The organism is Brevibacterium sp. 239c (assembly GCF_900169365.1).
Lineage (GTDB): Bacteria > Actinomycetota > Actinomycetes > Actinomycetales > Brevibacteriaceae > Brevibacterium.
In genome coordinates, this window is record NZ_FXZH01000007.1 from 52,890 (window position 1) to 75,343 (window position 22,454).

Below are 22,454 nucleotides of genomic sequence, written 5' to 3' on the forward strand. Positions count from 1 at the left end.
TGCAGTTCACAACTCTGTTCTGACGTTGAGCCTGTCACCGTGCAAATGGTTTGTCAATAGGTATTTGTTCAGACCGCAAGGCCGCGCTGTCATCAATTTTCCCTCATGTATTGCGCATGAATGGTTCGGTGGCATACCTTAAATGGGAGAGTCTTCCTGAACTGCCGCAAGGCACGACCACCGCAACGATGCGTGACCACCACCGGGATGCAGTCCATCGCAAAGATGCGTACACATCGCGAAGGTGGGCTACCGAGAAGAGGAACCATGAGCGTGACTTCATCAGATATGACCCTGGAGCAGCTGCAGGCCGAGATCGCCGCCGGCCGCGTCGACACTGTGCTCGTCGCCGCCACGGACATGCAGGGTCGCCTTCAGGGGAAGAGAATCACGGGCCGATTCTTCCTCGACGAGGTGATGGACAACGGCACCGAAGGCTGCAACTATCTCATGGCTGCCGATGTTGAGATGAACACCATCGACGGGTACGAACTCACCTCTTGGGAACGCGGCTACGGCGATCTCATGTTCGTCCCCGACTATTCGACTCTGCGTCGCATCCCTTGGCACCCGGCGACGGTGATGGTCCAGTGCGACCTGGCCTTCGTCGACGGCTCACCGCTGACCGTCTCCCCACGACAGGTCCTCAAAGCACAATTGGAGCGACTTGAGAATTTGGGCTATTCGCCCATCGGCGCCACCGAACTCGAATTCGCCCTTTACAACACCGGCTACCGGGAAGCCATGGCCAACGACTACCGCAACCTCGAAGCCGCCAGCACCTACAATATCGACTACTCCCTTTTCGGCACAGGACAGGTCGAAGGCTATCTGCGCCGTCTGCGCAACGAGATGGACGGAGCCGGCCTCTACACCGAAAGCGCCAAGGGCGAATGCAACCTCGGCCAGCTCGAGGTCGGATTCCGCTATACCGACATGCTCGCCACCTGCGACAATCATGTCGTCTACAAGCTCGGCGCGAAGGAGATCGCAGATCAAGAGGGCAAGTCGGTGACCTTCATGGCCAAACCCAATGACCGTGAAGGCAGCTCATGCCACATCCATATGAGCCTCAGTGACACCGCGGGCACACCGGTATTCCCCACCGGCCACGGCACCGAGATGTCAGAGACGATGAAGCACTTCGTCGCCGGAGTCGTCGCCACCCAGCATGACTTCACCTACCTCTACGCACCGAACATCAACTCCTATAAGCGCTTCGCCGAGGGCTCCTTCGCCCCCACCGCCGTCGGCTGGGGATGGGACAACCGAACGTGTGCCGTGCGCATCGTCGGCCACGGTCCGGCACTGCGCTTCGAGCAGCGCGTGCCCGGCGCAGACGCCAACCCCTACCTTGCGAGTGCAGCACTCATCGCCGCCGGAATCCACGGACTCGAGAACAAACTCGACCTGCCCGAAGCGCTCGCCGGCAACGCCTACACCCAGGACGTGCCCAACATTCCGCGTCGCCTCCACGACGCCGTCGCGGCCTTCGAATCCTCCGACGTCGCTCGCCATGCCTTCGGCGACGAGGTCGTGAACCACTACAGCCATGCGGGCCGTGTTGAGATGGCAGCCTTCGACGCTGCAGTCACCGATTGGGAGGTCCGGCGTGGCTTCGAGCGTCTCTGACCCGGTCCTTGATCCTGCGACGCGTCGCCCGCTCATCGGACTGCCCACCTACTACGGGCGCGGACAATTCGGGGTTTGGGACCGAGACGCGGCCTTCCTGCCCAGCGTCTACGTCACTGCCGCGACTCGGGCCGGTGGCCGCGTCGTGCTCCTGCCTCCGGAAGATCCCTGGAGCCTCGCCGAGGTGGCCGAGCTCGACGGCATCATCCTCACCGGAGGCGATGATGTCGATCCCGCCCTCTACGAGGCGCAGCGAGACCCCCGCACCCAGGTGGCGAACACGCGTCGCGACTCCTTCGAAACCACCCTGTACCGTCACGCCCGCACCGCGAATGTACCGGTCTTCGCGATCTGCCGCGGAGCCCAGATCGTCAACACCGTTCACGGCGGAACCCTGCACCAGCACCTGCCCGACCTCGACGGCTACGACGCTCACGAGGCACCGAAGAAGGACGAATTCGCCGAGGTGGCAGTGCGAACCGCACTAGGTACCGCCGTGTCCGGCCTGATCGGAGACGGGACCACAGTCCGGTGCCATCATCACCAGGCCATCGACCGCCCAGGTGAGGGACTGATCGTGAGCGCACGCTCCGACGACGGCTGCATCGAAGCCCTGGAGACACCAGACGGTTCGATGCTCGCGGTCCAATGGCATCCGGAGGAGACGCTGGACGATCTGCGCCTGTTCACCGGCCTCGTCGAAGCCGCGGCCCGACGCGCGAGCACAGCACCACCGAACACCACGCCAGCTACGACGCCCACGACGCCCACGACACCCCAGACGAATGCGGAGGCTCAGCGATGACCGAAGTGATCAACCCCGCGACAGAGGCACTCATCACCTCGGTCGACGCTCACAGCGCCGAGGCGACGAAGGATGCGATCGGCCGGTCCGCCGACGCTTTCACACGGTGGCGGGCCACAGCACCGGCCGAACGGGCCGAGTTGCTGCGTGCCTTCGCTCGCGCCGTCGACGCCGACATCGACAATTTGGCCGCGCTTGAGGTTGCAGAGGCCGGGCACACGATCGGCAACGCCCGGGGCGAGGCCGGAAACGTCCGCGACGTCCTCAACTACTTCGCCGGCGGAGTCGAGCGCCACCTCGGCGACCAGATTCCCGTGGCAGGGGGAGTCAACATCACGTTCAACGAACCACTCGGTGTCGTCGGCATCATCGTGCCGTGGAATTTCCCGATGCCCATCGCCGGATGGGGTTTCGTGCCCGCGCTCGCCGCGGGAAACACTGTGGTCCTCAAACCTGCCGAGCTGACCCCGCTGACGGCGATCCGCCTCGGCGAACTGGCCCAGCAGGCAGGGATTCCCGCCGATGTCTTCCAAGTCATCCCCGGCAAAGGTTCCATTGTCGGTCAGACCTTCACGGATGATCCGAGGGTCGCGAAGATCGTGTTCACCGGATCGACCGCGGTGGGTGAGAAGATCATGGTCGACGCAGCGAAGACGATGAAACGCACAACGCTGGAACTCGGCGGCAAATCCGCGAACATCGTATTCGACGACGCCGACCTCGAACTCGCAGCGGCCACCGCACCCTACGGGGTCTTCGACAATGCCGGCCAGGACTGCTGCGCCCGCTCGCGCATCCTCGTCCACGACTCCGTCTTCGACCGTTTCATGGAACTCCTCGAACCCGCGGTCTCCGGAGTCGTCGTCACCGATCCCAGCCTCGAGGAGGCAGAGATGGGCCCGCTCATCTCGAAGAGCCACCACGAGAGCGTGGCCGGATTCCTCGACGGCGTCGACATCGCGTTCACCGGCAGCGCCCCGACCGGTGCCGGCTACTGGATGGCGCCGACGGTCGTGCTCCCGAAAACATCGCGTGATCGCATCGTCACCGAAGAGGTGTTCGGGCCCGTTGTGAGTGTGCAGCGCTTCAGTGACGAAGCCGAGGCGATCAGCATGGCCAACGATTCGCCTTATGGCCTCTCTGGCTCGATCTGGACCCGTGATGTGGGCCGCGGACTGCGGGTCGCCCGCGGTGTCGACTCGGGGGCGCTGTCGCTGAACTCCCATTCCGCGGTGCGCTATTCGACCCCGTTCGGCGGGTTCAAACGCTCCGGCATCGGCCGCGAACTCGGCCCCCACGCGATGGACTCATTCACCGAGACGAAGAACCTCTTCATCGCCACGGACTGAGCAGACTCACCCTCCCCACGAGCACCACCACCAACGGGCAAAGGACACACCATGAACGAGACAGCAGAGCAGATCATCTGCCGCCGCCTCCCGGGGCGCACCGCAGTCGTCACCGGAGGGGGCAGCGGCATCGGGCTGGCCACCGCAAAACGTCTCGCCTCCGAAGGGGCGAACGTCGTCATCGCCGACACCAACACAGACTCAGGAACGGCCGCCGCCGAGGCGGTCGGGGGCCTCTTCTTGTCCACCGACGTCACCGATCCGGACCAGGTGGGCAAGCTGTTCCAGACTACCTTCGACACCTACGGCAGCGTGGATGTCGCTTTCAACAATGCGGGAGTCTCCCCACCGGCCGACGCCTCGATCACGGAGACCGGTCTCGATGTGTGGCGCAAGGTCCAAGACATCAACCTGACTTCGGTGTACCTGTGCTCGAAGGCGGCGTTGAAGCACATGCGCAAGCAGGGGAGCGGCTCGATCATCAACACGGCCTCATTCGTGGCGCTGATGGGATCGGCGACCTCCCAGATCTCCTACACCGCGTCGAAGGGCGGGGTGCTGGCCATGTCACGAGAACTCGGCGTGGAGTTCGCACAGGAAGGCATCCGCGTCAACGCCCTGTGCCCTGGACCGGTCAACACCGAGCTGCTGCGCGAACTCTTCGCCAAGGACCCGGAGATGGCAGCCAGGCGTCTGGTGCACGTGCCGATGGGACGCTTCGCCGAGGCCGACGAGATGGCCGCGGCTGTGGCGTTCCTGGCCAGTGACGATGCTTCCTTCGTCACAGCACAGTCGTTCACCGTCGACGGGGGACTGTCCAACGCCTACACGACCCCGCTGTGAGTGACGATGGTTTGATGGCGAGTACCCCAGCTGCGGGCAGGCAGACCGGCAGCCAGGTGACGGCGTTGCGGGCGATCGCCCCTGCTCGCTCGGGCAACATCTTCGAGGAGACGATCGAGTGTCTGCTCCAGATCATCCGCCTCGGGATCATTCCGCCTGGTCAGCGCTTCCCGCCCGAACGTGAACTTGCGGAGCAGCTGAGGGTCTCCCGGGCGACCTTGAGGGAGGCGATCTCGGAACTGCAGACCGCCGGCTGGGTCAACGTCCGCCGAGGCCGTGGTGGCGGAACCTTCGTCTCCCGCACTCCTGCAGGGGGCTGGGCTCACAGCCCGGCTCATGGCGATGACGCAGGGTTCTCTGCGGTCGAGGTCGAAGATACACTGGCCTGGCGCCGAGTCATCGAAATGGGAGTCGCCGAGGTGGCTGCCGGGCAGGATCTCACCGCGCGCCAACGAGGTCAGCTGGCGGAGGCCATGGATACGAGTCGGCAGTCGAACCTGGCCGAGTACCGGCGCTTGGACTCCCAGCTGCACCTGACCTGGGCGCAGGTGACAGGGTCTCCGAGCCTGGTGCGCTCGATGGTCGAAAGCCGAACCCGGGCGAACAAACTGCTCGAACGGATCCCCATGATCGAACCCAACCTGGCTCATTCGCACGAACAGCACCAGCGGATCCACAATGCGATCCTCGCCGGAGACGCCGCCGCGGCCCGCACAGCCATGGCCGAGCATCTTGACGGCACGGCCGCATTGCTGCGCGGCTTCCTCGCCGAGCCCTGATCACGGGTGGACTCGAGCCGACCCCTCAGCGCCTCTCGGCCGCCTCCTGCTGGGCACGTTGGGCGATGCGACCTCCGGCGAGGACCATGTCGACCTGCCGAGGCGAGAGTGTATGGCGGAACTCGAACTGTCGTCCGCCTACCTCGGCGCTCACGGTCTTGCCGGCGGCCAACTCATCGCGCAGACCGCGGAACTCGAGGACATCCCCTTGGGACAGGTTCTCGTAGTCGTTCTCATCGGAGAATTCGAGTGCGAGAACCCCGAAGTTCGCGAGGTTCTGCCAGTGGATGCGGGCCAGCGATTTCGCGACGACGACTCGCAGGCCCAGGTAGCGGGGAGCGATCACGGCATGCTCACGGGATGAGCCCTGACCGTAGTTCTCCCCACCGATGATGGCATGCCCGCCTTCGTGCTCGGCCGCACGAGTGGCGTAGGTGTCATCGACCTGGATGTAGACGAACTCGGAGATTTTGGGAATGTTGCTGCGATAGGGCAGAACCCGGGAACCGGCGGGCATGATCTCGTCAGTGGAGACGTTGTCACCGACCTTGAGCATGATCTCGAGATCGATGTCCCCGGGCAGCGGTTCGAAGTCAGGCAGTGAGGAGATGTTCGATCCTTTGACCAGCTCGACCTGCCGCGCCTCTTCGAGCGGAAGCGGGGGGACCAGCATCGACCGATTGGCGGAGAACTTCTCCGGGAGTCTGACCTGGGGGTAATCGATGCCGAGCTCGCGTGGGTCAGTGATCCTGCCCGTCAGCGCGGCGGCCACGGCAGTCTCCGGCGAACACAGCCACACGGCGTCCTCGTCGGTGCCCGAGCGGCCGGGGAAGTTCCGCGGCATTGTGCGCAGGCTGTTGCGCCCCACGGCCGGGGCCTGTCCCATGCCGATGCACCCCATGCAACCGGATTGGTGGATGCGAGCACCCGACCCGACCAGCGAGGTCAACCATCCGCCAGCGATGAGGTCGGCGAGGATCTCCCGCGATGTCGGGTTGACGTCGAGTGAGATCTGCTCGTGGATGTGGCGGCCCTCGAGTGTCTCGGCGACGACCGCGAAATCCCGCAGCCCCGGGTTCGCCGAAGAGCCGATGACGACCTGGAAGACGTCCTCACCAGCGGCTTCGCGTACGGGGCGGACATTGCCCGGTGACGAAGGAGCAGCGATGAGCGGTTCGAGCTGTGAGAGGTCGATGGAATCGTGGAGATCGTACTGCGCGCCCTCATCGGCTTCGATCCGGGTGAAGTCCTCTCCCCGGTCGCTGGCTTCGAGGAAGTCTCGGACCGCGTCGTCGGCAGGGAAGACCGTGGCCGTGGCACCGAGTTCGGCACCCATATTCGCAATCACGTGGCGGTCCATCGCGGTCAGGTCCTTGAGTCCCTCACCGTGGTACTCGATGATCTTGCCGACTCCGCCTTTGACGCCGTGACGGCGCAGCATCTCGAGGATGACGTCCTTGGCCGAGACCCACGGGGGCAGTGTGCCGGTGAGTTCGACGCCCATGATCTGGGGTGCGCTGATGTAAAGCGGTTCACCCACCATGGAGATTGCGATCTCGAGACCGCCGACGCCGATGGCCAACATTCCCAAGGCCCCGGCCGCGCAGGTGTGAGAGTCGGAGCCGATGAGAGTGGCACCGGGCGTGCCGAACCGCGATTGGTGGACCGGGTGGGAGACGCCGTTGCCAGCGGGGGAGAACCACAGGCCGAATCGCTGCGCGGCAGAACGCAGGAATATATGGTCCTCTGGATTCTTCTCATCGGTCTGCAGAAGGTTGTGGTCGACGTACTGGACAGATGTCTCCGTGCGGATCCGGTCGATGCCCAGCGCTTCGAGCTCGAGCATGACCAGCGTTCCCGTCGCGTCCTGAGTCAGCGTCTGATCGATGCGGACTCCGATCTCGTTACCGGGCTCAAGCGTCCCGGATTCCAGATGTGAGCCGATGAGTTTCTGAGCGACATTCTCAGCCATCGTCACCCTCCTTATGAAGTGGTCGAATTGCTGGTGCAGCACGCTCTCACGTGGTCTGTCCACGTTAGCCCTCGTTCAGGGAACTCACAAGGGCGGTATCCACGGCGGCAGTGCCACTGTGTGTGCAAGGGCGCATACTGGTTCCATGCCGGAATTGCCCGAAGTCGATGCACTCGTGAATTTCCTGCGCTCGCACATCGTCGGGGATTTCATCTCCCGGACCGATATCGGCGAGCTGAGCATCCTCAAGACGGCGGATCCGCCGCTGGCGGCGATCAGCGGGCTCGAGATCAGTGGGGCCTCCCGGGTGGGCAAGGCCCTCGTCATCGAGCTCGACGGGCTCGAACTGGTCTGCCGGTTCGCCCGTGCCGGCTGGTTGGTCTGGCACGATCAGGTGCCCAGCGGTCCGGTGAGGATGGGCAAGGGGCCCTTGGCTCTGCGCATCCACTTGGCCTCCGGTGCCGGATTCGACACTTGGCCTCCGGTGCCGGATTCGACATCAGCGAAGCGGGAACGAAGAAGAACGCCGCGGTCTCCCTCGTGACCGACCGCGCCGAGGTGTCCGCCATCGCCAACGCCGGACCCGATGCCCTGTCCATCGGAGTCGAAGAGTTCACTGCGGCGCTGGCCGGTTCGACGGCACGGATCAAGACCGTGCTCGGAGATCAGAACCTCATCGCCGGCATCGGCAACGCCTACTCCGACGAGATCCTCCACACCGCACAACTCTCCCCATTCGCCCCAGCCAATCGGGTCGATGCCCCGGCACTCCTGGAGACGATTCGCGAAGTGCTTGGCCAGGCCCGCGAGGCCCTCTTCGATCTGCCACCGGCGAAGGTCAAGGCGGCGAAGAAACGTACGTTCTGCGTCCATGGCCGCGCCGGTCAGACCTGTCCGGTGTGCGGGTCGACCATCGCCGAGGTCTCCTATGCCGATAAGTCGCTGCAGTACTGCCCCGGCTGCCAGACCGGAGGCAAGAAGCTCAGCGACCGCAGAATGGACCGACTCCTCAAATAGCGAAGGACCTCCATCGCCGAGGTGGCCCGGCCAGCGGAATTTTCACCGCCGGGACTGTCGTTATGCCAGGTGAAAGACCACGCGCGAACCACGCGTGAACCGACCACGAACCTCGAGTCGACACAGGAGCATCATGACGCAGCAGGTAGCGATTCCCGGCACAGACCTTTCCATCTTCCCCATCAACCTGGGCACGAACACCTTCGGCTGGACCGCTGACGAGGCCGGATCCCACGCCGTCCTCGACGCGTTCGTCGCCGCTGGAGGCAACTTCCTCGACACCGCAGAGTCCTACCCGGCGTGGGTTCCCGGCAACACCGGCCGCGAATCCGAGACCATCATCGGCACCTGGCTCGCCGCCCGCTGCAACCGCGATACGGTCGTCATCGCCACCAAGGTCGGAGACCACCCGGATCACAAGACGCAGAATCCCGATTACATCCGCACCGCCATCGACGCATCCCTTCAGCGCCTGCAGACCGATCATGTCGACCTCTACTACGCGCACCGAGATGATGAGGTGACCCCCATCGCCGAGGTGGCCCGGGTCTTCGATGAGATCGTGCGTGCCGGTAAGGCCAAGCACATCGCCGTGTCCAACTACTCCCCAGACCGCCTCGCCGAATGGTTGGCCGTGGCCGAGGCGGAGAACCTGGCCAAGCCGGTGGCGATCCAGCCCCAGTACAGCCTGGTCTTCCGGAAGGAATACGAAACGCAGCTGGCGCCACTGGCACGCGAGCACAACCTCGGCGTCTTCAGCTACTTCAGTCTCGCCGCCGGATTCCTGACCGGAAAATACCGCACCGAAGAAGACCTCGAGGGAGCCAGCCGCGGTGGCATGGTGCAGGGCTACTTCAGCACTGAGGGGCTCAAGGTCGTCGAAGAGCTGGTCGCTGTGGCCAAAGCCCACGACGTGGCACCGGCAACCATTGCGCTCGCCTGGCTGCTGGCCAAAGGTGCAAGCGCCCCGATCGTCTCGGCGCGCACACCCGAGCAGCTCGATGCACTGATGGCCGCTCCGGAGATCACGCTCACAGATGACGAGGTCACCCGTCTCGATCGAGCCTCGTCGCCTTTCGCCTGACCAGGAGCGGGCGCATCGCGATCAGGCCGAGGATCGGCCCCGGCAGGAGCAGCCAGACGGCGGCCACTCCGATTACGGCGATGAGGCTCTGCAGGATGACGATGCTGATGACGCTGACGGCGAAGCCGAGCGAATTCATCACCGTCAGCCCCGTTCCCGTCAGCTCTGCGGGAGCGTAACGGGCAGCGAGATCCGAGAACTGGGGAGAGTCTGCGATGACAAGGAGACCCCAGAGCATGAGAGCCGCAATGAGGAGCGGGCCGATGTCAGGCAGCAGAGGGTAGATCAGGCACATCAGTCCCGACCCAGCCAGGGCCGTTGCGGCGACCGCTGCACTGCCGGTCCTGCGGCTGATGATTCCGCCGAGCACACATCCCAGGACCCCGGCGGCGATGACGAGGAAACTCGTTGTCGCAAACCCCGTCGGGCCGTCCGCGTCGGCCAAAGCCGCGATGACGAGTGTGGGCACGACTGCCCAGAAGGCGTAGAGCTCCCACATGTGGCCCACGTATCCGAAGACGGCGGCGCGAAACATCCTGTCCCGGAACAGTCTCCGCAGCGCTGGACTTCCGACGGACTTCGAGGGCCCGGAAGTCGCATCGGACGCATGTGACCGAGCCGCTCGGGGCCCGGAGATCGTTGCCACGAGCACGGCTCCCAGCACCGCCAGTGCGGAGGAGCCCCACATGATCGACTCCCAGGGCAGGGCGGCGCCGACGGCTGACAGGAACTGTGGCATCGCGGTGCCCAGGGTGAGCATGGCCACGAGCCAGGCCAGAGCCTGCGCGGACTTCGCCTGCGCCCGTTTGACGATCATCTTCATCCCCATCGGGTAGATACCCGCGAGGCTCACGCCGACGGCGAAGCGAGAGATCCACACGAGGACGAGGTCAGAAGGACCTAGCGTCCACACGAAGTTCAGTCCAGCACCGAAGAGGCTGGAGAGAATGAAGATCCGCTCGGGCGGGAACCGATCGGCGATCCCGGTCGCCGCGCTCAGCAGCGTTCCGACGATGAACCCGATCTGGGTGGCCGCGATCAGCCACCCGAACTGAGCCGGCGTCGAACCCAGCCAGGCGGAGAGGCCGTCGACGGCACCGCTGGGGCTGAACCACAGCGACGTTCCGAACCACTGCGCCACGACGATGGCCAGGATAGCCACTCCTGCTCCCCGCCCCATCTGCGATTGCGACGCCATCGAGTCATTCCTCGCTCGTCGGGGACACGCCATAGGCGCGGAGGGCCACCTCGGCGATGCGGGTGAGGAATTCGCTTGTCGAGGTACGGTCCGCAGCCGGTGTCTGCACCCGCTGGACAAGTGCCTCGGTGATGCCTCCGACGAGGATGAGGCTGGTGAACCCGAGCTCGTCCGGCTTCTGCAGCGCGGGAATCTCCGGCAGCTCGTAGGTGGTGTGAACGCGCACGAATGCGGCATCGACGGCGGCTGCGAGGATGCGCATCGTCTCCCGCCGCCGCGCTTCGAGCGATTCATTGACGCCGACGGCCTCGACCTCGAGGACGCGAGCCTTGCGCTCATCACCGAGCATCGGCATCAGCGCGGCGGAGACGACGTTGACGGTGGCCTCGACGAGACTCGCGCCGGCCGGGATCGTCAGCGTCGTCAGAGCATCGACGATCTCCTCGTTGAGGACGGCGTAGAGCTGTTCGAGCAGCGACTCCTGCGCAGTGATCGACTCCCGCACTGCCCCCGACTCTCGCACTGAACCCGATCTGTGAGCGGGGAAGAGATCGTAGAAGGACCGACTCGAGACCCCGGACTCCTGACACAGGGCCTGGATCGAGGTCGCACGGAAACCAAGCGTTCCGTACAGTTCGAGGGCGGCCTCGAGGAGACGCTCACGACGTTCTCCGTCACGGTCGGCGCGTGAGGTTCCACGCCACAGTCCCGCCGAGGCTGCGCCGGAGGAATGATCATTCATTTCTCCAGTGTAGTGAAAATTTTGATTTTCAATGGCAGTATTGTGACATGCCTTACAATGTCAAGCAGGAGCATCGTGCTCCGAAAGTGACCGCGCCCATCCCGCCGAACCCCGCACTGCCGCGGGTCTGCGTGATCGGAGCCGGAGCCTCGGGCCTCGCCGCAGCCAAAGCCCTCTGCACCGCGGGCGTTCCGTTCGACTGCTTTGAAAAGGGCAGCGAATTCGGTGGCAACTGGCTCTTCGACAACCCCAATGGCGTCAGCGCCTGCTACGAGACCCTGCAGATCAACACCTCGTGCCCGCGCATGGCCTTCTCCGATTTCCCGATGCCGGCTGACTACCCGAACTACGCCAGCCACGATCAGGTCTACGCCTATTTCCGCGATTACGTCGACCACTTCGGATTCGGCCACACCATCACCTTCAACACCGAGGTGACCCATGTCCGCCGAGGCGAGAACGGCGGTTGGGATGTCGACATCCGCCCGACAGGTTCCTCCGCCGAATCTTCTGCCAACAGCGACACGGCAGAGTACGAGACTCGCCGTTATGACGCAGTGATGGTCGCCAACGGCCACCACTGGGATGCCCGCTGGCCCGACCCCGGCTACCCCGGTCACTTCGACGGCGGGCAGATCCACGCCCACGACTACCGCAGCGGCGAACAGCTCGAGAACCGCGACGTCGTGGTCGTCGGCGCCGGCAACTCCGCGATGGACATCGCCGTCGAGGGCTCCTACCGGGCGCAGAGCGTCAACCTCTCCATCCGTCGCGGACAGTGGGTGATGAAGAAGACCATCTTCGGCAAGGCGGCAGACCAGATCGCACTGCCGGGCTGGGTTCCCTGGTGGGCCACAGCGGCACGGCTGCGCATCGCCGCGATGCTCTCCGGGGGACTGCGCAGATACGGCCTGCCCACCCCGGAGCACACGCCCGGCCAATCGCATCCGGTGCAGTCGGATGCGATCAGGGACCGCCTCGACGAGGGTGCGATCACGGTGCGACCGGGCATCGAACGACTCGAGGGGGATCGTGTGTTCTTCACCGATGGAAGTGAGGCTCCGGCCGACCTCATTGTGTGGGCGACGGGATATCGGGTGAATTTTCCGTTCTTCGATCCGGACCTGATCTCCGCAGAGGGCAATGATCTGCCGCTGTTCAAGCGCATGGCCCACCCCGACCGCCCCGGGCTGTTCTTCATCGGCCTGCTCCAGCCGGTCGGTGCGATCATGCCCCTGGCCGAGGCTCAGTCCAAGCTGGCAGTCAAGACGCTGACCGGGGACTATGAACTGCCGAGCCGCCGGGACATGACCCGGCAGATGCATGAAGACGACCGCCGAAACAAACGGCAGTTCTACGATTCGCCCCGGCACACGATGCAGGTCGACTTCGATCACTATCTCTTGGAGCTTGAGCGCGAGATGCGCAGAGGAAAGGTGGCGGCATGAGCCGGACGACAACATTGGCAGGTCAGGTTGTGGCTATCACCGGCGGAGCCCGTGGCATCGGGAGAGAGATTGCCGCCGAGCTCACCGCGGCCGGGGCGAAGGTGTCGATCGGCGACCTCGACCTCGTTCAGGCCCAGGCCACCGGTGCAGAACTGGGTGTGCTCGCCTACCGGCTCGACGTCACGGATCCGGACTGTGTGAGCGCGTTCCTCAGCGAGGTGGCCCATGACCTGGGACCCATCGACATCTTCGTCAACAATGCGGGCCTGATGTGGGTCGGTCCCTTCGCACAGGAACCGCACTCCGCAGCTCGGGCGCAGGTCGACGTCAACCTGCTCGGTGTGATCAATGGGATCAAGGCTGCCGCGCCAGCCATGGTCGCGCGCCGACGCGGTCAGCTCATCACCGTCGCTTCGGCGGGCTCTATTCTGCCGACCCCGGGTGAGGCGACCTATGCCGCGACGAAGCACGGTGTGCTCGGCTACCTCAAGGCCATCCGCGCGGAGCTGCGCGGCACCGGTGTGCGGGTCACATCGATTATGCCCGGGGTCGTCGACACGGCACTGGCGGCCGGAACGTCGAGCGGGGCGGCAAAACTGCTCACCCCCGCCGAGGTGGCCCGCGCCGTTGTCAAGGCTGCCGCACGACCGCGGTTCGAGGTCACGGTTCCCGGATTCATCGGCCCCGGCGTCAAGGTCGTCAATCTTCTGCCCTTGCCGATCCGAGACCGGATCTTCGCTGCGCTGGTGCCCAATCAGCTCGAAGCGCGTAAGAATCAGCGGCAGGACTACGAAGCCTCATTCACTGCCCCGAAGAGCTGAATTCCGCAGCAGCCAGCAGCCAGCAGCCAGCAGTTGGCAGGATCAGGCGACGATCTCGTCCTTGGGTTCGACTGCGTGGGCGACCGCCGCACCGATGACGGTGCCGATGGCAATCGAGAAGAACGCCGCACCTGCCGCGAGCAGACCGCCCGCCACTCCGCTGCCCTCGCCGAACTCGAGTTGCGAGGCGTTGAGCAAACCGAATGAACCGGGCGCGACGATGAGGAACGCGGGGACGAAGCTGATACGCCAGATCGGTCCCCGCGGCAGACGGGAGAGGAGGACGGCTACCAAGGAGGCGGTCAGCGCCCCGGCGAGACCACCCACTGTGGCGCCGAACTGTGCACCGAGGCCGAGCTGCGCCAGCGCGGCCGCAGCGATCGTGAGAACGATCGGCACCGTGTGCTCGAGCGGGGTGTAGAAGTAGATCATCAGCCCGATGGTGGCAGCCAGGACGCCGAGGGCCGAGAGCTGCCAGGTCGAATCCGCCAGTCGAGTATTCCTCATTGCCTCGGCTCCGGTGCCGGTGATTGCGGCCGCACCGGCAACGCCCGCGATGAACATCGCCAGCTGCACCGTGGCTGAGACGAGGCGTGAACTGCCGGCCGAGAGTGCTCCGGCTGAGATCTCCGTCAGCCCTGTGACCACGGCGCTGCCGGGCAGCAGCAGCGCGAGAGTGGCGATGATCGTGCGCAGGGGACTCTCGAGCCAGCCCAGCTGGTAGCCGATGAGCACGATGACGGAGATGAGGAACGCAGAGCTCACAGGCAGCAGCGGATTGAGATTGGGCCAGCGACCGTTGAGGGCGAGGACGCCGGCGACGATGAGCGAACCGAAGGCGGCGAAGGCCAGATTGACCAGTCCGGGTTCGAGCAGCAGACACAGTCCGATGCCGATGGGCACGGCGCCGAGGTGGGAGAGCCAGCCGGGCCAGCGTGGCGGTGCCGCGTGCACTTCGGTTTCGATCTTCCGTGCGGCTGCTGACACGGTGAGCCGCCGCGCTCGGAGTGCGTCGACGATGTCGAGCAGCTTCGCGGTCTGATCGAAGCGCAGATCGGGCCCGATGCGTTCGAACTTCGTGGAATCTCCGGAACCCGACGTGAGGAACAGGCCACGGGGCAGGGCGGCGACGCGGAGTTTGCTGATCCCCAATGTGCGGGCCAGGCCGGTCAGGGCATCCTCGACGTCGACGGAGGAGATGCCGCCCGCGAGCAGCCCGGCCCCGATGGTGACCAGCAGGTCCTGGGCGGACGCAGGTGAATCGGTTTCCTCGTTCACTCACACACACCCTCTCGTTTGCAGGCCGGCCAACGAAATCGAAGACTACCAGCAGCCGGCCTGGCGAGGGAGCCGGTCACTGCCCGGGAGCGGTGATCCCCTCCACGCTGGAGCCCACGAGGGTGGCGGCCGCGCGTTCGGCGATCATGATCGTCGGGGCGTTGGTGTTGCCAGTGGGTACCTGCGGCATGATCGAGGCATCGGCGATGCGCAGCCCCTCGAGCCCGTGGACCTTGAACGACTGCGGATCGACGACAGCGGTATCGTCCTGACCCATCCGGCAGGTCCCGACTTGGTGGTGATAGGTCACGACCGAGCCGCGGACATAGTCTTCGAGGTCATCGTCGCTGACCTCGGGGCCAGGGAAGATTTCGGTGGGCTGCCAGTGTGCCAGCGCTTCGGCGCGACCAATCTCCCGGCACTGTTTGACCGAGGCGGCGAGGGCATCGACGTCGGCCTGTTCGGAGAGCACATTCGGGTTGACCAGTGTTGGGTCCTGCGGATTCGGGCCGCTCAGGGTGACCTCGCCGCGGCTCTGTGGTCGCACGAGTCCACCCTGGAGGGTGAAGCCGTTGTCGGGGCCCGACTGCACATTGGGTGCGGAATCCTGGGCGTACATCGGCACGGAGAAGAACAGAGGCTGAGTGTCGGGAACCGGAAGTTCGGGATGCGACTTCCAGAACAGATGCACCTCGGCGGGGGCGATCTCACCCATCGGCACCGGCTCGGATCCGGTGGTGAAGATGACGGGGGAGAGCCAGTGGTCCTGCAGGTTCTTGCCGACCCCCGGCAGGTCATGGACAGGTTCGATCTCGACCTCACGCAGCTCGGCGGCAGGTCCGATTCCTGAGCGCAGGAGCAGCTCGGGGGAGGCCAGCGCTCCAGCGGTGAGGATGACTTCGTCTGCGTTCAGTGTCCCCACCCGTCCGCGGAAGTCCACCTCGAGACCGGTGACCTGTGTGCCGTCGAGGAGGAGACGACGAGCATGGGTCGATGTGAGAACCGTGAGATTTCCGGCGCCGAGGCGGGGCTTGAGGTAGGCCCGCCACGTGTTCAGGCGTTTGCCCTCGCGCACGTTGAGCTGGATCCGGGAGATGCCTTCGACGCTGCCCGAGTTGTAGTCGGGGTTGTAGCTCAGTCCGGTCTGTTGACCTGCGGTGACCATGTCCTCTTGGATGGGGTTGCGCTCATAGTTGAGGCGCACATCCATGGGTCCCTGGGTCCCGCGCTCTTCGGTGATGTCGCCGTCGAAGTTCTCGATGGCCTTGAAGACTGGCAGTACTTCGTCCCACGACCAGCCTGGGCACCCGGAGTCAACCCACTGCTGGTAGTCCCAGGCATCGCCGCGGACCCAAATCACGGCGTTGAGCGCATTCGATCCGCCCAGGACCTTGCCGCGCGGCAGATGGATCTTGCGATTCATCGCGGATGGCTGCGGGGTCGTGTAGTAGTCCCAGTCCTGTGCCGAATGCCAGATCAGGCCGAGGGTGTTGAGGTGGTCGATGTTCGGGTTCGTCTCATCCCCGCCAGCCTCGACCAGGCAGACCGTCTTGCCCGCGTCGATGAGCCTGCTGGCGATGACACAGCCGGACGAGCCGGCCCCGACGATCACATAGTCGAAGTCAGTGTCGGGCAGTTCGGTGGGGAAGTTCTCACTGTGCTCGCTCATCGAGCCGGCGCTGTTCTGTGCAGTTGAGGCGTTCATGACGCCAGGCTAGTGACCTGGCTCACGAGACAACAGCGGTGGGGCGGAACTCTGCACGCACACTCAAGCGGGACCGCTGTCTGTGCACGGAGGATCAATGCGGGAAGCTTGTTGTGGGACGGCCGAGTTGTCCCCAGCACGCATGGATGTCGAATTTCCAGAATCGATGACCGACGAGACCAAGGCTGATTTCCAGGTCAAGGAGATGGCCTATTCCGCCGAACTTCAGGAACGCGGAATCATGAAGGGCATCTGGCGCATCGTGGGAGAATACTCCAATATCTCGATCTACGACGTCAATGACCTCGACTTCCTGCACGCGACGTTCCAGGGCTTCCCGATGTTCGCCTATATGAACGTCAAGGTCACACCCCTGGCGAAGCACCTCAACGCGATCACAGACGACTTCTTCCGCCAGCTCTGAGCCGCGCGGGGGCGCCGCGCAGCAGTCTCACCCCTCGCAGCAGTCGCCGCCGGACCCACAGCAGTCTCCGTCCGAGGCCGGAGCAGGCACATCGAGAACGGGGGAGCGGTCGAAGAACCCCTCCGGCCGCAGCTTGAACCCGACCGTATCCACGGGCATGATCGGCCAGTCCTCGACCCGGGGGAAGTGGGTGAGGCCGAAGCTGTGCCAGAGAACGATGTCCTCACCGTCGACGTTGCGATCAGCAGCAGTCCAGGTAGGCAGCCCCGCATGGCCGGGATGCTGGTTCGGGAAATCTCCGGTCGGGTAGCGCTCATCCTCGTGATACTGCGAGACCCACAGGGCCTTTGATGCGAACGTCGCGCGCTGGTGGATCGAAGAATCCTCGGCCGCCAGCAGGGTCGGCAGACCCGTCGGATGGAGTTTGTAGCCGACAGGCTCGCCGAGGCGGTTGGTCGACTCCAGGTTCGACACGACCCAGGTCCGAGCTTTCGACTGATCCGCATCGCGCTGCGCCTGAAGCTCCGTTCCCAGCACCGTGCGCTTGCGGCTGAAGGCGTTGCCGCGCGGATTGGTCTCGGAGACGGGGAGCCGCACGACGTCTTCCTCCTCGACCCGGCACTGGCCGCCGTCGAGGGCGAAGTCGAGTCGAGCTCCGAAGAGATGCTGATGGAACGGGGCTCCGAGGCCGGGCGCGATCTCCGAGGCGAAGTCCGTTGACCCGTTCGGCAACGCCGAGGTGAAGACGACGCCGGTGGCCTTGGCCTCGAACTCGATCGTGCCGTCGAGGTAGAGGTACCAGTAGAAGCCGTAGTCGTAGTTGCCGACAGTGGTGAAGAAGGAGACGACGAACCGGCGATTGCGCCTGGTGTAGGCCACTCCCGACCACAGATCCGAGTGCTTGGCCAGGATCGAGGCATCCTCCTCGTGCATGCAGATCCCGTACTTGATCTGCCGTGGTTCGCCGAGGTTGTTCGCCACCCACGGAGACAGATACGTGATATCGCCCAAGCAGTCACACCCGAGTTCGAGGGAGTTCGCCCACTGCCCGACGAGGTACTCCCCGGTGTCGAAGTAGTTCTGCCAGGACCGCACTGGTGACGGGTCACCGTAGGGCACGACCATCTCCGCGATGGCCGCCCGATCGAGGATCGTTCGGGTGCGCTCGCCGTCAGTGAAGGCGATGTTGTGCAGGATGAGGCCCTCACGCATGTCGAAGCCGACGTCGAGGGACCACTTCTCCCACTCGATGTGATTGCCCTCGGACACAGTGAAGCTCGGACCCTCTGGCTGAGTGATTTCGATCGGCTTCTGCGTGGTGCGCACCGGACCTGTCAGCTCCGGATCCGTGTAGTTTCCGTGCTCGGCGGGCACCGGCATGTCCTCGAGATCAAGGATCTGGTCGACGGTCTTGTTCGTGACATCGACATAGGCGACGAGGCCATCGATCGGGTGCGCCCACGCGGAATCACTCTCATACTGCTGGTGGAAGGCCAGACCGCGCAGGATGCGCCGGCCCGATTCCTCCGGATATTCGAAGACACCGGCCGACAGGGGTGCCACACGGACTTCCTCGACGGGCAGGCCGCGACGGGCCAGGATCGACTGCCATTTCGGATCGGCGGCCAGCACCTCCTCGACGAGCTCGAACTCCTCTTCCATGACGGGGAACTCACCCTGAGAGGTGGAATCCACCTCGGTCACGGAATCGATCCGCGAATGTGTCACGGACACGATGATGTCCCGGGCACTGCCAGCGGTTTTGTCGAGGATGAAGGCACGGAAACGACGATCCACCTCGGCGGCACTCCGGGCCTGCCCGCGGACGGGATCAAGCAGGCCGAGGTAGGTCAGGCGCGCCTCGGCAGGGAAGTGCCCGGCCTCGCGCAGCACCGAGGTCACGGACGTGATCTCGTCCTCTGTGGGCAGTGAGAACGGCGTGAGAGTGGTCGAGGTGGAGGGTTCGGCGGGAGCGGAATGGCAAGACATGGGTGCACCTTTGCAACGTAAAATGTGTGCTGAGTCATGTAATAACCTACGCTTGTAGAAAATAAAGTCAAGAGCGGCCGGAGGAAGCATGCCCAAGATTGTGGACCACGACCAGCGTCGTCGTGAGCTCGTCGAGGCGACCCTGCGCATCATCGTTCGGCAGGGCTTGGCAGGGGCGACGATGCGCGACATCGCCACCGAGGCGGGCTTCGCCAACGGGGCGATCAAGTCCTACTTCGCCTCCAAATCCGATCTGCTGGCGGCCACCTATCTGTTCGTCTTCGAGGCCACGAATCGTCGCGTCGAATTCTCGACTGCGCACCTGCGAGGCATCGCGGCACTGCGGGCCTTCGCCCACGAAGTCCTCCCGGTCACCCCCGAACTCCACGACGAAGCCCGGGTCGTCCTGTCGTTCCTCGCCGAGGTGGCCCAGAGTCCCGACCATGCCCAGACCACTCGTACGACCATGAGCCTGTGGCGCACGTGGATCCTCAGCTGGCTGCACCAGGCCCACAGTGACCGGGAACTGGCCGCCGAGGTGGCCATCGAGCCCACGGCCGATGTGCTGCTGACGTATCTGCTCGGCGCTCAGACCACCGCGATCATCGGCGGTGACACCTTCGACTTCGCAGGCTTCCGAGGTCAGCTCGACTACGTCATCGTACGGCTGAGCGCCGTTCATGACCATTCGGTCGGTAAAACCTGACAGGCTCGTGACTCCCTGCGTGGTTGGGGATAGAGTGAGCGCCAAGCGGTCGTCGACGCTGACGTCGCCGACCGATCGTTTCTGCAGAGGACGAAGATGTTACTTGAGAGCACAGCCTCAGACTTCGACGGGTGGAAATCCCTCGTCTCGGACTCATTTGTGCCGCTGGACACCGAACCTCAACGCCGCGGCGGCTTCCGAGGGGCGATCAGCGCCCGTGACTACGATTCCGTGGTCATGTCCTATATCAGCGCCAACCCTCACGCCGTGCTGCGCACACCCAGCCTCATCTCCGCCGATACCGGCACAGGCGCCGGCACCGGCGGCCAGGGGGCAGGCCGGTCGAGCTACTATAAGGTGTCACTCCAGCTCAAGGGGCACGGGCTGCTCGTCCAAGACGGACGGGAAGTGTCCCTGGCACCCGGGTCACTGGCCATCTATGACACCTCGCGGCCGTACACGCTCAGCTTCGACTGCGACTTCTCCTCCTATGTCATGATGTTCCCGCAATCGCGGGTCAATCTGCCCGCTGAAACCGTCCGCCAACTCACGGCGACCTCGATCGGTGCTGAGCATCAGCTCGGAGTCGCCGCCACCCAGCTCATCACCCAGGCCGGGGCCATGCTGCCTACCCTTAGCCGATCAGTGGGCATCAGATTGGCCGGCAACGTCGTCGACCTGCTCGCCACGGTCATGGCCGATGAGCTGTCTGCGACAGAAGCGCCAGGGGAGAGGCGGCGGCTGTGGTCGCAGATCACCACCTACATCAAGGACCATCTCACCGATCCGCAGCTCACCCCCTCAACGATCGCCGCCGCACATTTCATGTCGGTGCGTGCCCTCCACCAGATCTTCGAAGGCAGCGGTGAGACGGTCTCCAGCGAGATCCGTCGCCTGCGCATCGACCGCTGCCGAGAGGACCTTGCTGATCCGTTGCAGGCTCAAGTGCCCGTCGCCGCGATCGGCGCCCGGTGGGGTCTGAGCGACCCTGCCCACTTCTCGAGGCTCTTCCGCAATGTCGTGGGCTCACCGCCGGCCCAATACCGCAGCAGCTCGCTGACCTGACTGCGCCGAAAGTCAAGAGTCCTGCCCCCAGAGCCAAGACGCGTCACACTCTGATGAGAGAACCTGACCATACAGTCAATCTCAGAGGTGGATCACATGGAAGTGAAAAGCGAACCAGGCTTCTATGCAAAGAACACAGTGCCGGAGGCTGCCAGTCTGGGGCTGAACTCCCGCCGGATCGGAACTCTCGCCCTCGTCTTCATGATCATCGCCGCCTCGGCGCCGCTCACGGTTGTCGCCGGCGGAGTCCCGAGCAACTTCGCAGTGACCGGGCTGCTGGGGATCCCTCTGTCGTTCATCGTCCTCGGCGTCGTCCTCGTGCTGTTCGCGATCGGATATGCGGCGATGAGCCGGCACGTGCACAATGCGGGTGCCTTCTTCGCCTACATCTCCAAGGGGCTGGGCAAGCCCGTGGGAATGGGTGCGGCACTGACCGCTCTGGTGGCGTATAACTCGTTGCAGATCGGCATCTCCGGAATGTTCGGCTTCGTCTTCTCCTCCTTCCTCGATTCGCTGTTCGGCTTACAGGTCTCCTGGTGGATCTGTGCGCTTGTCGCCTGGGCGATCGTCGGACTCATGGGCATCAGCCGGGTCGACTTCTCCGCGAAGGTCCTCGGGATCATCGTCGGCACCGAGTTCCTCGTCGTCATCGTCTTCGACATCATCGGATTCGCACACAGCCCCGAGGGCGTGACGGCTGACGGAATGCTTCCGGATCAGCTCTTCGCTCCTGGAGTCGGTGCCGCATTGGCCTTCTCGATCGCAGCATTCATGGGCTTCGAATCGGGTGCGATCTACAACGAAGAGGTCAAGGACCCCAAGCGCACGGCCGGGCGGGCGACGATCATCGCGGTGAGCGTCATCGCCGTCTTCTATGCGTTCTCCGCCTGGGCGATGACCGTGGCCGAAGGTGCATCGAACGTGGTCGGACGGTCCCAGGAGTTCGGACCTGACCTCATGTTCGTCTTCCTCGGTGAGCACGCCCCGGTGTGGTTCGTCGACCTCGCGAACCTTCTCTTCCTCACCTCTCTGCTGGCTGCGCTCGTCGCCTTCCACAACATCGTGGCCCGCTACTTCTTCGCCCTCGGCCGTGACCGGGTGCTGCCCGCATTCCTCGCCGCGACCTCTCGCCGTTCCGGTGCCCCTGTTGCCGGGTCCCTAGCCCAGTCGGGACTGGGTCTCATCGTCATCCTCGTCTTCGCCATCGTCGGCGCCGGCAGCCAGGACCCGCTCTTCCCCGTCGTCACCCTGTTCACCTGGCTCACGAACATGGGCGCCTTCGGCCTCGTGCTCCTCATGGCGCTGACCGCGTTGGCCGTGGTCGGATACCTGCGCTCTCACTCTCTGGAATATTCGCTGTGGACGCGAGCCATTGCACCGGGGCTCTCGGCGATCGGACTGATCGCCCTCTTCGTGTCCATCGTCATCAACTTCAACGTCCTCATCGGCTTAGAAGGCACCTCGGTGCTGTCCTGGCTGCTGCCTGCCATCGTGATCGTGCCCGGAATCATCGGAACCATCTGGGCCATAGTCCTCCGGTCGCGTCGCCCGCAGCTCTATGCAGGCATCGGCACAGGTGGAAGCCTGGGGTGAGGCC

Annotated in this window: 20 protein-coding genes; 14 read left to right on the forward strand and 6 right to left on the reverse strand. The window is 64.4% G+C overall.

Translation table 11 applies throughout. From position 1 onward, the window contains the following. Positions 1-267 precede the first annotated feature (267 nt). Genes BSP239C_RS08400 through BSP239C_RS08420 form a run of 5 tightly spaced genes read left to right on the forward strand, consistent with a single transcriptional unit; the run spans position 268 to position 5,408 of the window. Positions 268-1,632 (forward strand): glutamine synthetase family protein, encoded by a 1,365-nt coding sequence (locus BSP239C_RS08400; protein ID WP_101571824.1) that lies wholly within the window; start codon positions 268-270, stop codon positions 1,630-1,632. Beyond that, positions 1,613-2,437 carry a gamma-glutamyl-gamma-aminobutyrate hydrolase family protein gene (locus BSP239C_RS08405; RefSeq protein WP_257930136.1) on the forward strand — a complete coding sequence of 275 codons (825 nt, stop codon included), beginning with the start codon at positions 1,613-1,615 and terminating at the stop codon, positions 2,435-2,437. The genes BSP239C_RS08400 and BSP239C_RS08405 overlap by 20 nt, the downstream gene beginning before the upstream one ends. Further along, positions 2,434-3,786 carry an aldehyde dehydrogenase gene (locus tag BSP239C_RS08410; protein WP_101572048.1) on the forward strand — a complete coding sequence of 451 codons (1,353 nt, stop codon included), beginning with the start codon at positions 2,434-2,436 and terminating at the stop codon, positions 3,784-3,786. Before BSP239C_RS08405 ends, BSP239C_RS08410 begins: the two co-directional genes overlap by 4 nt. A 51-nt stretch (positions 3,787-3,837) precedes the next feature. After that, positions 3,838-4,629, forward strand: coding sequence for a 3-oxoacyl-ACP reductase (locus tag BSP239C_RS08415; RefSeq protein ID WP_101571827.1), 792 nt, complete (start codon positions 3,838-3,840; stop codon positions 4,627-4,629). Between the two features lie 14 nt (positions 4,630-4,643). Next, positions 4,644-5,408 (forward strand): FadR/GntR family transcriptional regulator, encoded by a 765-nt coding sequence (locus BSP239C_RS08420; protein ID WP_101571829.1) that lies wholly within the window; start codon positions 4,644-4,646, stop codon positions 5,406-5,408. Positions 5,409-5,433: 25 nt separating this feature from the next. Here the strand turns inward: BSP239C_RS08420 and BSP239C_RS08425 are convergent, their stop codons facing one another. Beyond that, positions 5,434-7,380: an aconitate hydratase gene (locus tag BSP239C_RS08425; protein WP_101571831.1), complete on the reverse strand. Its 1,947-nt coding sequence runs from the start codon at positions 7,378-7,380 to the stop codon at positions 5,434-5,436. A 145-nt stretch (positions 7,381-7,525) separates the two neighbouring features. Here BSP239C_RS08425 and BSP239C_RS21270 point away from each other — a divergent pair, with 145 nt between their 5' ends. The 3 genes from BSP239C_RS21270 (at position 7,526) to BSP239C_RS08435 (ending at position 9,481) form a co-directional block, all read left to right on the forward strand. Continuing rightward, the gene (locus tag BSP239C_RS21270) at positions 7,526-7,924 is read left to right on the forward strand and encodes a DNA-formamidopyrimidine glycosylase family protein (RefSeq protein WP_308298058.1); all 399 of its coding nucleotides are present in this window, start codon (positions 7,526-7,528) and stop codon (positions 7,922-7,924) included. Further along, on the forward strand, positions 7,855-8,397 hold the full coding sequence (locus BSP239C_RS21275) for a zinc finger domain-containing protein (protein ID WP_308298059.1): 543 nt from the start codon (positions 7,855-7,857) through the stop codon (positions 8,395-8,397). Before BSP239C_RS21270 ends, BSP239C_RS21275 begins: the two co-directional genes overlap by 70 nt. Positions 8,398-8,530: 133 nt before the next feature. Continuing rightward, entirely contained in the window at positions 8,531-9,481 is a 951-nt protein-coding gene (locus BSP239C_RS08435; RefSeq protein WP_101571834.1) for an aldo/keto reductase, read from the forward strand. Here BSP239C_RS08435 and BSP239C_RS08440 read toward each other — a convergent pair. Both BSP239C_RS08440 and BSP239C_RS08445 read right to left on the reverse strand, forming a co-directional pair. Beyond that, on the reverse strand, positions 9,444-10,679 hold the full coding sequence (locus tag BSP239C_RS08440) for an MFS transporter (protein ID WP_101571836.1): 1,236 nt from the start codon (positions 10,677-10,679) through the stop codon (positions 9,444-9,446). The genes BSP239C_RS08435 and BSP239C_RS08440 overlap by 38 nt on opposite strands. 4 nt (positions 10,680-10,683) lie before the next feature. Next, positions 10,684-11,421 carry a TetR/AcrR family transcriptional regulator gene (locus tag BSP239C_RS08445; RefSeq protein ID WP_101571838.1) on the reverse strand — a complete coding sequence of 246 codons (738 nt, stop codon included), beginning with the start codon at positions 11,419-11,421 and terminating at the stop codon, positions 10,684-10,686. Positions 11,422-11,468: 47 nt separating this feature from the next. On the opposite strand from BSP239C_RS08445, the gene BSP239C_RS08450 reads away from it, so the two are divergent. Continuing rightward, the gene (locus BSP239C_RS08450; protein WP_101571841.1) at positions 11,469-12,869 is read left to right on the forward strand and encodes an NAD(P)/FAD-dependent oxidoreductase; all 1,401 of its coding nucleotides are present in this window, start codon (positions 11,469-11,471) and stop codon (positions 12,867-12,869) included. Next, the gene (locus tag BSP239C_RS08455) at positions 12,866-13,690 is read left to right on the forward strand and encodes an SDR family oxidoreductase (RefSeq protein ID WP_101571843.1); all 825 of its coding nucleotides are present in this window, start codon (positions 12,866-12,868) and stop codon (positions 13,688-13,690) included. Before BSP239C_RS08450 ends, BSP239C_RS08455 begins: the two co-directional genes overlap by 4 nt. A gap of 42 nt (positions 13,691-13,732) precedes the next feature. Here the strand turns inward: BSP239C_RS08455 and BSP239C_RS08460 are convergent, their stop codons facing one another. Both BSP239C_RS08460 and BSP239C_RS08465 read right to left on the reverse strand, forming a co-directional pair. Further along, entirely contained in the window at positions 13,733-14,968 is a 1,236-nt protein-coding gene (locus tag BSP239C_RS08460; protein ID WP_101571845.1) for a threonine/serine exporter ThrE family protein, read from the reverse strand. A 76-nt stretch (positions 14,969-15,044) separates the two neighbouring features. After that, complete coding sequence (locus BSP239C_RS08465; protein WP_226841879.1) at positions 15,045-16,673, reverse strand: GMC family oxidoreductase; 1,629 nt, start codon at positions 16,671-16,673, stop codon at positions 15,045-15,047. 142 nt (positions 16,674-16,815) lie between these two features. Here BSP239C_RS08465 and BSP239C_RS08470 point away from each other — a divergent pair, with 142 nt between their 5' ends. Next, positions 16,816-17,097, forward strand: coding sequence for a muconolactone Delta-isomerase family protein (locus BSP239C_RS08470; RefSeq protein WP_257930137.1), 282 nt, complete (start codon positions 16,816-16,818; stop codon positions 17,095-17,097). A 27-nt stretch (positions 17,098-17,124) separates the two neighbouring features. Here the strand turns inward: BSP239C_RS08470 and BSP239C_RS08475 are convergent, their stop codons facing one another. Further along, the gene (locus BSP239C_RS08475; RefSeq protein ID WP_101571849.1) at positions 17,125-19,086 is read right to left on the reverse strand and encodes a primary-amine oxidase; all 1,962 of its coding nucleotides are present in this window, start codon (positions 19,084-19,086) and stop codon (positions 17,125-17,127) included. Between the two features lie 88 nt (positions 19,087-19,174). Between BSP239C_RS08475 and BSP239C_RS08480 the strand changes: the two genes are divergently transcribed. The 3 genes from BSP239C_RS08480 (at position 19,175) to BSP239C_RS08490 (ending at position 22,450) form a co-directional block, all read left to right on the forward strand. After that, positions 19,175-19,792, forward strand: a complete 618-nt coding sequence (locus tag BSP239C_RS08480; RefSeq protein WP_101571851.1) for a TetR/AcrR family transcriptional regulator — start codon at positions 19,175-19,177, stop codon at positions 19,790-19,792. A 96-nt stretch (positions 19,793-19,888) separates the two neighbouring features. Beyond that, entirely contained in the window at positions 19,889-20,857 is a 969-nt protein-coding gene (locus tag BSP239C_RS08485) for a helix-turn-helix domain-containing protein (RefSeq protein ID WP_101571854.1), read from the forward strand. A gap of 96 nt (positions 20,858-20,953) precedes the next feature. Next, on the forward strand, positions 20,954-22,450 hold the full coding sequence (locus BSP239C_RS08490; protein ID WP_226841877.1) for an APC family permease: 1,497 nt from the start codon (positions 20,954-20,956) through the stop codon (positions 22,448-22,450). The last annotated feature ends 4 nt before the right edge of the window (positions 22,451-22,454 follow it).

Coding starts and splice junctions, on each gene's coding strand:
- BSP239C_RS08400 (WP_101571824.1), top strand. CDS start 268: ATGAGCGTGACTTCATCAGATATGACCCTGGAGCAGCTGCAGGCCGAG.
- BSP239C_RS08410 (WP_101572048.1), top strand. CDS start 2,434: ATGACCGAAGTGATCAACCCCGCGACAGAGGCACTCATCACCTCGGTC.
- BSP239C_RS08415 (WP_101571827.1), top strand. CDS start 3,838: ATGAACGAGACAGCAGAGCAGATCATCTGCCGCCGCCTCCCGGGGCGC.
- BSP239C_RS08420 (WP_101571829.1), top strand. CDS start 4,644: ATGGCGAGTACCCCAGCTGCGGGCAGGCAGACCGGCAGCCAGGTGACG.
- BSP239C_RS08425 (WP_101571831.1), bottom strand. CDS start 7,380: ATGGCTGAGAATGTCGCTCAGAAACTCATCGGCTCACATCTGGAATCC.
- BSP239C_RS21270 (WP_308298058.1), top strand. CDS start 7,526: ATGCCGGAATTGCCCGAAGTCGATGCACTCGTGAATTTCCTGCGCTCG.
- BSP239C_RS08435 (WP_101571834.1), top strand. CDS start 8,531: ATGACGCAGCAGGTAGCGATTCCCGGCACAGACCTTTCCATCTTCCCC.
- BSP239C_RS08440 (WP_101571836.1), bottom strand. CDS start 10,679: ATGGCGTCGCAATCGCAGATGGGGCGGGGAGCAGGAGTGGCTATCCTG.
- BSP239C_RS08445 (WP_101571838.1), bottom strand. CDS start 11,421: ATGAATGATCATTCCTCCGGCGCAGCCTCGGCGGGACTGTGGCGTGGA.
- BSP239C_RS08450 (WP_101571841.1), top strand. CDS start 11,469: ATGCCTTACAATGTCAAGCAGGAGCATCGTGCTCCGAAAGTGACCGCG.
- BSP239C_RS08455 (WP_101571843.1), top strand. CDS start 12,866: ATGAGCCGGACGACAACATTGGCAGGTCAGGTTGTGGCTATCACCGGC.
- BSP239C_RS08465 (WP_226841879.1), bottom strand. CDS start 16,673: ATGAACGCCTCAACTGCACAGAACAGCGCCGGCTCGATGAGCGAGCAC.
- BSP239C_RS08470 (WP_257930137.1), top strand. CDS start 16,816: ATGGATGTCGAATTTCCAGAATCGATGACCGACGAGACCAAGGCTGAT.
- BSP239C_RS08475 (WP_101571849.1), bottom strand. CDS start 19,086: ATGTCTTGCCATTCCGCTCCCGCCGAACCCTCCACCTCGACCACTCTC.
- BSP239C_RS08480 (WP_101571851.1), top strand. CDS start 19,175: ATGCCCAAGATTGTGGACCACGACCAGCGTCGTCGTGAGCTCGTCGAG.
- BSP239C_RS08485 (WP_101571854.1), top strand. CDS start 19,889: ATGTTACTTGAGAGCACAGCCTCAGACTTCGACGGGTGGAAATCCCTC.
- BSP239C_RS08490 (WP_226841877.1), top strand. CDS start 20,954: ATGGAAGTGAAAAGCGAACCAGGCTTCTATGCAAAGAACACAGTGCCG.